Source organism: Streptomyces sp. NPDC087263 (assembly GCF_044744645.1).
Lineage (GTDB): Bacteria > Actinomycetota > Actinomycetes > Streptomycetales > Streptomycetaceae > Streptomyces.
Genome location: NZ_JBIUYT010000013.1, coordinates 7610 through 19750, shown reverse-complemented (window position 1 = coordinate 19750; position 12141 = coordinate 7610). Strand labels below are relative to the sequence as shown.

Here is a 12141-nt window from a genome sequence, read left to right as displayed (position 1 = left end):
CCCCCGGAGCTGCTGACCAGCCAGGCCTTCCTTCGCCCCCTCCGCCCCCTCCGCCCCTACCCATCCCGCCCCTGAGGGCCCCGCCCCCAGACCCCCAAACGCCCGATGGGCTGGAAGCGCATCCCCGGCCGGAGTGATGCGGAAAGCCGCCCACCGGCGGAAGGGGCCGGGGGCCGGTACATCACATGCCCGTCGCGTACGTTCGCGTCACCGGAGCCGTCTCCACTCAACCGACGTCTGATCCGGCGGCGACGGGCGGATGTACCGGCCCCCGGCCCCGACCCGAGCTCGGCCCCGAGTCCGCCCCGCCGGCCCCCGCATGCGACCCATCCAGCACAGGTCCATGCTGGAAAGAGGGCCCGAGAACGGGCCCCGAACAACACCCCACGACAACAACCCGCCCTGAGGACCCCGACGGCCCCGCTCTCCCGCCGCACGCCGATACAGACGCCGACGCCCGAACAGAACCGCCGCCGTCCCTCCCCCGCGCCGCCCGAACGCCCCACCCGGCCCGCGCTCAAGGAGGACGCGATGACCGCCCCTGCCCCCCACCACCCTCACCCCACCCCCGATCTCTTCGCCCTCTCCGACATCCGCGGCCCGGTGCTGCGCCCTGTCGACCCGGACTACGCCGACGAGGTCATCGGCTTCAACCTGGCCGCCCGCCACACCCCCGACCTGGTCGTCGGCGCGACCGGTACCGACGACATCGTGGCCGCGCTGCGCTGGGCGGCCGCCACCGGCACCCCCGTCGCCGTACAGGCCACCGGCCACGGCGCGAACTTCCCCGTCGAGAACGGCCTGTTGATCAACACCGCCCGTATGACGGACGTACGCGTCGACGCGACCGCGCGCACCGCGACGGTCGCCGCCGGAACGAAGTGGCGCCACGTCCTGGAGGCAGCGGCACCGCACGGACTCGCCGCCCTGAACGGCTCGTCCACGGACGTCGGCGTCGTCGGCTACACGCTGGGCGGGGGCCTTCCGGTGCTCGGCCGGGCGTACGGCTACGCGGCCGACCACGTCCGCTCCTTCCAGGTCGTCACGCCCGACGGAACGCTTCACGAGACGGACGCCGACCACGAAGGCGAGCTCTTCTGGGCCCTGCGCGGCGGCAAGGGCAACGTCGGCGTGGTGACGGAACTGGTCTGCGACCTGCTCCCGCTCTCCCACGTACTCGGCGGCGGAATCTACTGCCCCGGCGAACACGCCGAGACCCTGCTGAACGCCTACGCGGCCTGGACCCCCACCCTGCCCCCGCAGATGTGCACGGCGTTCTCGCTGCTGCGCCTGCCCCCGCTGCCGGAGATCCCCGAACCCCTGCGCGGCGGCTTCTGGGCCCGGGTCGCGGCGATCTGGACCGGCGACCCGGCGGAGGGCGAACGCCTGCTGGCTCCGATCCGCGCGGCGGCGCCGGTGGTGGTCGACACGGTGGCGGAGATGGACTACACGGCCGTGGACCAGGTCTACGCGGAGCCCAAGGAGCCGCTCCCCGCGAGGGAGTCGTGCGCCCTGCTGCGCGACCTGACCCCCGAGGCCGTACGGACCTTCCTGGACCAGGCTGGCCCGGCAGCCCCCGCCGACTACCCGCTCCTGCTCGTCGAGTTGCGTCACATGGGCGGCGAACTGGCCCGCCCCGCCGCCGTCGAGGACGCGATCTGCGCCCGCGACGCGGGGTACCTGCTGGAGACGATCGGTGTGCCGGCGGGACCTCAGGTGGCCGCGGCGGTCGAGACGGCCACGATCGCGCTGAACGCCGCGATGGCGCCGTATGGCACGGGCAGGACCATGGTCAACATCCACGGCACCCCGGGCGACGAGACCGACCGCGCCCGCGCCTGGACCCCCGAGGTCTACGCCCGCCTCCGCGCCGCCAAGGCCACCTACGACCCGGCGAACCTGCTGCGCTTCGGCCACGTGGTGACGCCCGCAGCGGCATGAGCAGCTACGGGCGTCACCACCTACACAAAATACGCAAACACCTACGTCGTACGTCGCCGCCGTGACCCCGGCCGCCGCTCGCTCGGCCGGGTGACGGGATCCCCCGCCTCCGTGGCCGCCGCGCGACGCCGCAGTCCGAAGTCCGCGAGCGCCTCGGCCAGTTTGAGGGCGGACGGCTCCGGGGCCATCACGTCGACCCTCAGGCCGTGCTCCTCGGCCGTCTTCGCGGTGGCGGGCCCGATACAGGCGATCACCGTCACGTTGTGCGGCTTGCCCGCGATACCGACCAGGTTCCGGACGGTGGAGGACGAGGTGAAGAGCACGGCGTCGAAGCCGCCGCCCTTGATCGCCTCGCGTGTCTCGACCGGCGGCGGTGACGCCCGCACGGTCCGGTAGGCCGTGACGTCGTCGACCTCCCAGCCCAGCTCGATCAGGCCGGCCACCAGCGTCTCGGTGGCGATGTCGGCCCGCGGCAGGAACACCCGGTCGATCGGGTCGAACACCGGGTCGTACGGCGGCCAGTCCTCCAGCAACCCGGCGGCGGACTGCTCACCGCTCGGCACCAGATCCGGCTTCACACCGAAGGAGACCAGCGCCTTGGCCGTCTGCTCGCCCACCGCCGCCACCTTGATGCCGGCGAAGGCGCGCGCGTCGAGCCCGTACTCCTCGAACTTCTCCCGCACCGCCTTCACCGCGTTCACCGAGGTGAAGGCGATCCACTCGTAGCGGCCGGTGACCAGACCCTTGACCGCCCGCTCCATCTGCTGGGGCGTCCGCGGAGGTTCGACGGCGATCGTCGGCACCTCGTGCGGCACGGCGCCGTAGGACCGCAACTGGTCGGAGAGCGAGACCGCCTGCTCCTTCGTGCGCGGCACGAGGACCTTCCAGCCGAACAGCGGCTTGGACTCGAACCACGACAACTGGTCGCGCTGGGCGGCGGCGGAACGCTCACCGACCACGGCTATCACCGGGCGGTGGCCCTCCGGAGAGGGCAGCACCTTCGCCTGCTTCAGCGTCAGCGCGATGGTGCCGAGGGTGGCGGCCCAGGTCCGCTGACGGGTCGTCGTACCGGCGATCGTGACGGTCATCGGCGTATCGGGCTTGCGGCCCGCGGCCACCAGTTCGCCCGCCGCCGCACCGATCGAGTCGAGCGTCGAGGAGACGACGACCGTCCCGTCGGACGCCCCGACCTCGGTCCAGCACCGGTCGGAAGCCGTCCGCGCGTCGACGAACCGCACATCCGCACCCTGCGCGTCCCGCAGCGGCACACCCGCGTAAGCGGGCACACCGACGGCGGCCGCGATACCGGGCACGACCTCGAACGGAATACCCGCGGCGACGCAGGCGAGCATTTCCTCCGCGGCGTACGTATCTAGTCCGGGGTCTCCGGACACCGCACGCACGACCCGCTTGCCGCCCCGTGCGGCCGTCATGACAAGATTGGCAGCGTCCCTCAACAGGGGGTCACCAACGGTTGTTGACGAACCGTCAACAACCGTTAGCTGAGGCGTGCCTGTACCCGCGTACGCACTCACGGAAGAAGGCGTGGCCACGGGCGACGCATGGGTACCTGTACCAGTTTCGGTATCCGTATTCAGTACGGCGACGCCCGGTCTGGCGTGTGCGCGGACGACGTCGAGCACCTCGTGCTCGGCGACAAGAACATCCGCGTTCGCCAGCGCCTCGACGGCGCGCAGTGTCAGTAGTCCCGGATCCCCGGGCCCGGCACCAAGGAAGGTGACGTGCCCGTGTTCCGGACCGGCGGGAAGGTTGGTGGGGCTCACTGTGCTCGCTCCCCCATCAGACCGGCCGCGCCCTTGGCAAGCATCTCGGCAGCGAGTTCACGGCCGAGCGCCATTGCTTGGTCGTACGTCTCGGGCACGGGACCGGTGGTGGACAACTGCACCAGCGTCGAGCCGTCGGTCGTGCCGACGACGCCGCGCAGGCGCATTTCCTTGACAATCTGCCCGTCGGCCAACAGGTCGGCGAACGCACCCACAGGTGCGCTGCAGCCGGCCTCCAGGGCGGCGAGCAGGGACCGCTCGGCGGTCACGGCGGCCCGGCTGAGCGGGTCGTCGAGTTCGCCGAGCGCTGCGACGAGGTCCGCGTTGTCCGCGGCACACTCGATCGCCAGGGCCCCCTGGCCGGGGGCGGGCAAAACCGTGTCGACGGACAGGAAGTCCGTCACTTCCTCGATCCGGCCGAGGCGACTGAGTCCGGCGGCGGCGAGCACGACAGCGTCCAGCTCACCCTTGCGCACATATCCGATCCGGGTGTCGACGTTCCCCCGGATCGCGACCGTCTCGATCGTCATCCCGTGACTACGCGCGTACGCGTTCAACTGGGCCATCCGGCGCGACGAACCGGTGCCGATCCGCGCCCCGTCCCCCAGCTGCGCGAAGGTGAGCCCGTCGCGGGCGACGAGCACGTCACGCGGGTCCTCACGCAGCGGTACGGCGGCCAGCGCCAGGTCGTCGGGCTGTCCGGTCGGCAGATCCTTGAGGGAGTGCACGGCGAAGTCGACGTCTTTGGCGAGCAGCGCGTCGCGCAGCGCGGTCACGAACACCCCCGTGCCGCCGATCTGCGCGAGGTTCTCGCGGGAGGTGTCGCCGTACGTCGTGATCTCCACGAGCTCGACCGGCCGTCCGGTCACCTGACTCACGGCGTCCGCCACCTGCCCGGACTGAGCCAGGGCGAGTTTGCTCCGCCTGGTCCCCAGCCTCAAAGCCTGCTTATTCATGCTCGCCCTCGGTTCTCGGCGTTCTCTGTGTTCTCTACGTGCTGGGCGTTTTCGCTGCTGTCGCTCTCCTCGGCCCGCGAGACGGAGGCGACCGTCTCGGGGTCCAGGTCGAACAGGGTCCGCAACGCGTCCGCGTACCCGGCACCGCCGGGCTCCGCGGCCAGTTGCTTGACCCGTACGGTCGGCGCGTGCAGCAGCTTGTCCACCACGCGCCGTACGGTCTGGGTGATCTCCCCGCGCTGCTTCTCGTCGAGGCCGGGCAGCCGCCCGTCCAGTCGCGCGATCTCGCCTGCGACGACATCGGCGGCCATGGTCCGCAGCGCCACGACGGTGGGAGTGATGTGCGCGGCCCGCAGGGCGGCACCGAAGGCGGCCACCTCGTCGGAGACGATCCGTTTCACCTGGTCCACGTCGGCGGCCATCGGAGCGTCGACGGACGCGTCGGCGAGGGACTCGATGTCGACGAGCCGCACCCCGAGCAGCCGGTGCACGGCCGCGTCGATGTCACGGGGCATCGCCAGGTCGAGGAGCGAGAGGACGGGAGCGGGCCGGGGGATCTCGGCGACGGGCTCGGGCCTGCGGCGCTCCGGCACCCGGCCGACGGTGGCGGATGCCGCGGCCAGCGCGGCGATGGCGTCGGCGTCACCCTCCGGGTCGAACACGGCGGCGAACCCGGCGACGCTGTCCTGCGCGGCACCGGAGCCGGTGACCACCGTGCGCTGCGCCCGGCCCGCCACGTCGCCCTTGTCCACCCAGGCCGCGTGCTGTTCCAGCTCCGCCGCGCCCATCCCGGCGACGGCAGCCTCTCCCAGCACGGAGAACCCGGCGGTGGTCTGCACGGCGGACAGGTCGAGCGGGCAGCCTTCGTCGGTGCCGACACTCGTGGGCGGAAGGGCATCCCGCACGGCGCCCGAGGCGGTCGTACGACCGGAGTCGGCACCCGATACGGACGGACGACCGGAGTCGCCCGGCACCGAACGGCGCGGGCCGGGATCCGCACCGGGGACCACGGGCTCCGTCGTACGCCCCTCGATCGCGGCGGCGACGGACTCAGCCGACAGGACGAGCCCCGTCGCCCCCGTACAGGAAACGGCGATATCGGCGCGTGTCAGCTCGAACGGCACCGAGTTCATCGGTACCGCGCGGGCCAGTACGTCCGTTTCGTCGTTGTCGGTCAAGATCTGGGCGAGGCGCTCGGCGCGGTCCGGCGTGCGGTTGGCGACGACGACCTCGGCGACCCCGGCACGCGCCAGCGTCGCGGCGGCCAGCGAGGACATGGAACCGGCACCGAGGACCAGCGCCCGCTTGCCCCTGAGCCAGGCGCCGACCGGGACGCCGGACGCCAGCTGCTCCAGGCCGAAGGTGACCAGGGACTGGCCCGCGCGGTCGATGCCGGTCTCGGAGTGGGCGCGCTTGCCGACCCGCAGGGCCTGCTGGAACAGGTCGTTCAGCAGCCGGCCCGCGGTGTGCAGTTCCTGCCCGGTGGCGAGAGCGTCCTTGATCTGGCCGAGGATCTGGCCCTCGCCCACGACCATCGAGTCGAGGCCGCAGGCCACCGAGAACAGATGGTGGGCGGCCCGGTCCTCGTAGTGCACGTACAAGTAAGGAGTGAGCTCGTCCAGGCCGACCCCGCTGTGCTGGGCAAGGAGCGTGGACAGCTCGGCGACGCCCGCGTGGAACTTGTCCACGTCGGCGTACAGCTCGATCCGGTTGCAGGTCGCGAGCACCGCGGCCTCGGTGGCCGGCTCGGCGGCGATGGTGTCCTGCAACAGCTTGATCTGCGCGTCCGCGGACAGCGTGGCCCGCTCCAGGACGCTGACCGGAGCACTGCGGTGGCTCAGCCCCACGACGAGGAGACTCATGCCGGCATCACGGCGGGGACATCCCCGTCAGGCCCTTTGCCGGAGTTCTCCGGGGCGGCCGGGTGCAGGGCGGCGGCCTGCGCCTCGGCCTCCTCGCCCGCCTTGCGCTGCTCGTGGAAGGCGAGGATCTGAAGCTCGATGGAGAGATCGACCTTGCGTACGTCGACACCGTCCGGGACGGCCAGGACGGTCGGCGCGAAGTTGAGGATGGAGGTGACCCCGGCCGCGACGAGCCGGTCGCAGACCGCCTGGGCGACGCCCGGCGGGGTGGTGATGACCCCGATGGAGACGCCGCTCTCGTCGATGATCTTCTCCAGGCCGTCGCTGTGCTGCACGGCGATCCCGGCGACCTGCTTGCCCGACATCTCGGGATCGGCGTCGATCAGCGCGGCGACCCGGAACCCACGGGAGGCGAATCCACCGTAGTTGGCCAGCGCGGCGCCGAGGTTACCGATACCGACGATCACGACCGGCCAGTCCTGGGTCAGGCCCAGCTCACGGGAGATCTGGTACACGAGATATTCAACGTCGTATCCCACACCACGCGTCCCGTAGGAGCCGAGGTAGGAGAAGTCTTTACGCAGCTTTGCGGAGTTGACCCCGGCGGCGGCGGCGAGTTCCTCGGAGGAGACCGTGGGTACCGAGCGCTCCGACAGTGCGGTGAGGGCTCGGAGATACAGCGGAAGCCGGGCGACAGTGGCCTCGGGAATCCCTCGGCTGCGGGTCGCCGGTCGGTGAGTTCGGCCAGTTGCCACGGTGCTCCTGCGGGTAGCGCGGGGCTGCAGGCGGTCACACGTACCTAGACCGCCCCGTCGAATGCAGGCTATGTCTTTGTGAACGCGTGCACAAAGATGGTGTCCGATTTGCCCGGCCAACGTGACCGGGGTCACGCACGCCCGGCACACAGGTATGAAACCCGCGCGCAGGCACTTTCGATCCTCGCCTGAAGGGGGCAAAACCGCACACTCTCCTCAACGCATCCTGCCCCCGAGGCCAATCGCCGTCGATCCTAGGCGACTTTCCGGACCAGTTGGACTACCCAGTCAGGCCACGATGCGGTCACACCTGCCCTCGTCCACTATGTGAGGGCTTTGCGAAGGCGCTCCTCGTTCACCCGCCAGAACGTGTGCTGCGCGCCGTCGACCAGCACAACCGGGATCTGCTCCCAGTACGCGCGGTACAACTCCTCGTCCGTACTGATGTCCTTCTGCTCCCAGACCACCCCGAGCTCACCGCAGACCCTCGCGACCACTTCCTGTGCGTCATCACACAGATGACACCCGGGCTTCCGGATCAGAGTGACCACCCGCCCTTGCCCACCAGTGCCGGTCGCCACCGCCTCCGCCCCCCTCTCCCTCTTCGTCTGCGTCTTCGTACGACGCCCACCGCGCCGGAACATGGAACTCATACGGCCATTCTCCCGCGCCGACACACCGCCGGGATCGTTTCTTTAACGGCTCGGTCGCGGAGAGTTCACAGCCTCGAATCCTGGCGACTCCGGAACCACCGAACAAACTGGCTATGCTCACGACATGGCCGCTCTCGGATGGCTCACTCCCCGTAGGCGCTCCGCCACCGCGCGGAGCGTGTTGGCAGGCGAGGCCTCGGCTGAGGCAGCGCGCAAAACCTCCCAGGCACTGGAGGAGTTCGCGCACGAAGCCGCGCCGGACCTCCCCGCCGACGAACCGGCGTTCCCGGTGCTCGGCGACGACAAGGCAGCCGCGTTCTTCGACCTCGACAACACCGTGATGCAGGGCGCCGCGCTCTTCCACTTCGGCCGCGGGCTGCACAAGCGGAAGTTCTTCGAGACGCGCGACCTGGCCCGGTTCGCCTGGAAGCAGGCGTGGTTCCGGCTGGCCGGCGTCGAGGACCCGGAGCACATGCAGGAGGCCCGCGACTCGGCGCTGTCGATCGTCAAGGGCCACCGCGTCGCCGAGCTGATGTCCATCGGCGAGGAGATCTACGACGAGTACATGGCCGAGCGGATCTGGCCGGGTACGCGCGCGCTGGCCGAGGCACACCTCGACGCCGGCCAGAAGGTGTGGCTGGTCACGGCCGCCCCCGTCGAGATCGCCACGGTGATCGCCCGCCGTCTCGGCCTGACCGGCGCGCTGGGCACGGTCGCCGAGTCGGTGGACGGTATCTACACGGGCAAGCTGGTCGGCGAACCGCTGCACGGCCCCGCGAAGGCGGAGGCGGTACGCGCCCTGGCCGCCGCGGAGGGCCTGGACCTCTCCCGCTGCGCCGCCTACAGCGACTCCCACAACGACATCCCCATGCTCTCCCTGGTCGGCCACCCCTACGCCATCAACCCCGACACCAAGCTCCGCAAGCACGCCCGCAAACTGGAATGGCGCCTCCGCGACTACCGAACAGCCCGCAAGGCCGCCAAGGTAGGCATCCCCGCCGCAGCAGGAGTAGGCGCAGTAGCAGGCGGCACAGCAGCAGCAATCGCCCTACACCGCCGCCGCCGCTAATCGCCCCCTCGCAGGACGAGGCGCGCTACCCGAACCCCCGCCCACCCGCGGGGGCGGCACCCTTCAGCCCCGCAGGGGAGATCCTCCAGCCCGCCCGACGCTCGAGGACGAGGCCGTTCAAGCCGATCCCCCCACCCACCCGCGAGGGCGACACCCTCCAGCACGGGCCAGCCATCTCCAGCCCGTCCGGCGTTTGAGGACGAGGGACACCATCCCGACCCCCACCAACCCCCGAGGGCGACACCCTCCAGGACGGGCCGGCCACCTCCAGCCCGTCCGGCGTTTGAGGACGAGGCCGTCCAGGCCGAAGCGGGGGTCTGGGGGCGGCAGCCCCCAGGAACAAGGGACGGGCAGGGGCGGAGGGGGCGAAACACCCCACGCCCCAGCCCACCCACTTCCGGATGCTCATGACACACCCGAAACCCGGCAATCCCGCACTCCTACCCCCACAACGCCCCCGCCAGTCCCGTTAACGACAGTCGACCACAACACGCCCCCCACTCAAACGGAACACGGACCAAAACGATCAACAAACGGTCACTGTCCGGCACTTGAATCGGTGTCAACAAGCAACAGAAGCGACGCAACCGGTGATTTGTGCAACTCGGTGTAGCGCCGCCTGTACGAAGCGTTATTCTCCTCAGACGCAAACCGCCACCCCTCTTTCGCTACGACGGGTGAAAGGTTCCGCACTGAACGTGATGGAAGCTCTGCCTCTGGGAGTCCCGTGTACTCACACGTCGGGGTTGACGCCTCGGGCCTGGCTACGCTGCGCGCAACGGTCCTGGACCGCTTGCGCGGCTTCGTCCCCACCGCGTACGCCGTCCCCGCCTTCGCCGGCCCCGCGCCCGTCGGCCCTTGTTACGCCCTGGCCGACGGAAGCGCGGCGGTCGGCAGACGGGGCCGCTCGAGCTCGGCCACCACCGCACGCCGCCCGGCCGCAGACAGTGACAGCGCCCGGATGATGGAACTCGTAGAGCGCGCCCAAGCGGGCGAGGCCGATGCGTTCGGCCGTCTCTACGACCAGTACAGCGACACCGTGTACCGCTACATCTACTACCGCGTCGGCGGAAAGGCGACAGCGGAAGACCTCACCAGCGAGACGTTCCTGCGCGCCCTGCGCCGCATCGGAACCTTCACCTGGCAGGGCCGCGACTTCGGCGCCTGGCTGGTGACCATCGCCCGCAACCTGGTCGCCGACCACTTCAAGTCCAGCCGATTCCGGCTGGAAGTGACCACCGGCGAGATGCTCGACGCGAACGAGGTCGAGCGCAGCCCCGAGGACGCCGTCCTGGAGTCGTTGTCGAACACGGCACTGCTCGAAGCCGTACGGCGGCTCAATCCCCAGCAGCAGGAGTGCGTCACCCTGCGCTTCCTCCAGGGGCTCTCGGTCGCCGAGACAGCCCGCGTGATGGGCAAGAACGAGGGTGCGATCAAGACCCTCCAGTACCGGGCGGTGCGCACCCTGGCCCGGCTCCTTCCGGACGACGCCCGCTGAGCCCCGTACACCCGTACAAACGCCATAGTGGTCCCACACGCTCAGCGACGCTCAACTCACCTTCCGTAAAAGTCTGTTGACTTAGCGGTCCGATCATCCGTCGTCCGTAACCCAAGTGCCGCGACGCTCGTTGTGCGGGATACAGGCTCCCTGTGGTCACTCCCCGGCCACCACCGATCACTCGATCGTGTGGATGTGGTCAGGGAGTGCAACCCTCAGGACCCCCTGGGGAGTCGACCGTCATGATGAGAGGAGGTGCCGCCAGTGATCGCGAACGTATCGGCACACCGGCGGGCGAACGCCTTCGCCCTGGCCCTGGAGGACCAGTCCGACCAGGGCACGGCGGCCGAGCAGCCGGATGGATCGGCACCGTCCCCGGCTGCTGCGGATCAGACCGATCAGGGCCTGCTGTTGGCCCTGACCACCGGTCTCGGCGAGCTGCCCAAACCGGAGCTCGACCCCGAGGTCAAAGTCGTGCAGCGAGCCCAGCTCGTCGCCGCGATGGAGGCCATGCTGCTGGAGGGCACCGCCGCGGGAGGCCAGGGCTCGGGCCCTTCGGTGCCCGAGCAACGGTCCCACCGGAGCCGGGGCGCGCACCGGGCGACCGGGCTCGGGAAGTTGCGGCCGCGTTCCCGGCTGTCGAAGGGGCTCGCCGCGGGCGGGCTCACCGTGGGTGTGGCCGCGGGAGCCTTCGGCGGCGTGGCCGCTGCCAGCTCCGACGCCCTCCCCGGTGACTCGCTCTACGGGCTGAAGCGCGGCATGGAGGACGTCAAGCTGGGCCTGGCCCACGGAGAGAGTGACCGGGGCGAGCTCTACCTCGACCAGGCCTCGATCCGGCTCAGCGAGGCCCGTCGGCTGATGGAGCGCGGCCGCTCCGGGCAACTCGACCACGAGTCCCTGGGCGAGATCCGCCGCGCCCTGTCGGGCATGCAGCACGACGCGGCCGAAGGCCACCGACTGCTGCATGAAGCGTATGAGCGGGACGGCTCACTCGGCCCCATCCAGGCCCTGTCCGCCTTCTCGCAGTCCCACCGCGAGGCCTGGGGCGCGCTGCGCGACCGGCTGCCCGTGCAGCTCGGCGATGTCAGTGACCGGGTCTCGTCGGTGTTCGACGCCATAGACGATGAGGTCGAACCGCTGCGCTCGCTGCTTCCACAGCCGCCCGCACCGGAGGGCACGGGCCGCCACCGCGGCGCCGGCTCCGACTCCACCGCCTCATCCGGTACGGGCCGACCGGCACCCAGCGCCACCAGCGGAAGCGGCTCGTCCAGCAGCGGTCAGAGCAGCGGCAAACCCAAGCCGTCCACCTCGGGCAGCCAGGACGACGGCCTCCTCGGCGGCAACACGGGCGGTCTCCTCGACCCGCCCGCGGACGCCACCGGCACCGCCTCCCCGTCCTCGGGCACCCCGCCCACAGGCGAACCGGACGTCACTCTGCCCCCGCTCCTCCCGGGCCTGCTCCCGGGCCTGGGCATCGACAGCGAGGACGCCGACTAAAAGATCGTGTGGTTGTACGACGGGGGGGGGGGGGGGGGGGGGGAGGGGGGCCCCCCCCCCCGAAAACACACCCCAACAAAACAAACAAAAAAAAAAAACATAAGAAATAAGAAACCCCCCCCCGCC

Annotated in this window: 9 protein-coding genes; 4 read left to right on the top strand and 5 right to left on the bottom strand. The window is 70.5% G+C overall.

Annotated features, from left to right (window positions below):
• Positions 1 to 531: 531 nt before the first annotated feature.
• Positions 532 to 1941 carry an FAD-binding oxidoreductase gene (locus tag ACIPC1_RS34115; protein ID WP_402524173.1) on the top strand — a complete coding sequence of 470 codons (1410 nt, stop codon included), beginning with the start codon at positions 532 to 534 and terminating at the stop codon, positions 1939 to 1941.
• A 41-nt stretch (positions 1942 to 1982) separates the two neighbouring features.
• Here the strand turns inward: ACIPC1_RS34115 and ACIPC1_RS34110 are convergent, their stop codons facing one another.
• From ACIPC1_RS34110 to ACIPC1_RS34090, 5 genes are all read right to left on the bottom strand, one after another.
• Positions 1983 to 3725, bottom strand: a complete 1743-nt coding sequence (locus tag ACIPC1_RS34110; protein WP_402524171.1) for a uroporphyrinogen-III synthase — start codon at positions 3723 to 3725, stop codon at positions 1983 to 1985.
• On the bottom strand, positions 3722 to 4681 hold the full coding sequence (gene hemC, locus ACIPC1_RS34105) for a hydroxymethylbilane synthase (RefSeq protein WP_384374788.1): 960 nt from the start codon (positions 4679 to 4681) through the stop codon (positions 3722 to 3724). Before hemC ends, ACIPC1_RS34110 begins: the two co-directional genes overlap by 4 nt.
• Positions 4678 to 6543 (bottom strand): glutamyl-tRNA reductase, encoded by a 1866-nt coding sequence (locus ACIPC1_RS34100; protein WP_402524169.1) that lies wholly within the window; start codon positions 6541 to 6543, stop codon positions 4678 to 4680. The genes hemC and ACIPC1_RS34100 overlap by 4 nt, the downstream gene beginning before the upstream one ends.
• Positions 6540 to 7298 carry a redox-sensing transcriptional repressor Rex gene (locus ACIPC1_RS34095; protein WP_402524167.1) on the bottom strand — a complete coding sequence of 253 codons (759 nt, stop codon included), beginning with the start codon at positions 7296 to 7298 and terminating at the stop codon, positions 6540 to 6542. The genes ACIPC1_RS34100 and ACIPC1_RS34095 overlap by 4 nt, the downstream gene beginning before the upstream one ends.
• Before the next feature lie 323 nt (positions 7299 to 7621).
• A complete protein-coding gene (locus tag ACIPC1_RS34090; RefSeq protein ID WP_402524165.1) occupies positions 7622 to 7951 on the bottom strand; it encodes a glutaredoxin family protein in 330 nt (109 codons plus the stop codon).
• Between the two features lie 124 nt (positions 7952 to 8075).
• Between ACIPC1_RS34090 and ACIPC1_RS34085 the strand changes: the two genes are divergently transcribed.
• The 3 genes from ACIPC1_RS34085 to ACIPC1_RS34075 all read left to right on the top strand — a co-directional run bounded on the left by ACIPC1_RS34085 (position 8076) and on the right by ACIPC1_RS34075 (position 12015).
• A complete protein-coding gene (locus ACIPC1_RS34085) occupies positions 8076 to 9020 on the top strand; it encodes an HAD family hydrolase (protein WP_402524163.1) in 945 nt (314 codons plus the stop codon).
• A 727-nt stretch (positions 9021 to 9747) separates the two neighbouring features.
• Positions 9748 to 10518 (top strand): ECF subfamily RNA polymerase sigma factor, BldN family, encoded by a 771-nt coding sequence (locus ACIPC1_RS34080; RefSeq protein ID WP_384374803.1) that lies wholly within the window; start codon positions 9748 to 9750, stop codon positions 10516 to 10518.
• A 264-nt stretch (positions 10519 to 10782) separates the two neighbouring features.
• Positions 10783 to 12015: a DUF5667 domain-containing protein gene (locus ACIPC1_RS34075; RefSeq protein ID WP_402524161.1), complete on the top strand. Its 1233-nt coding sequence runs from the start codon at positions 10783 to 10785 to the stop codon at positions 12013 to 12015.
• Positions 12016 to 12141 lie beyond the last annotated feature (126 nt).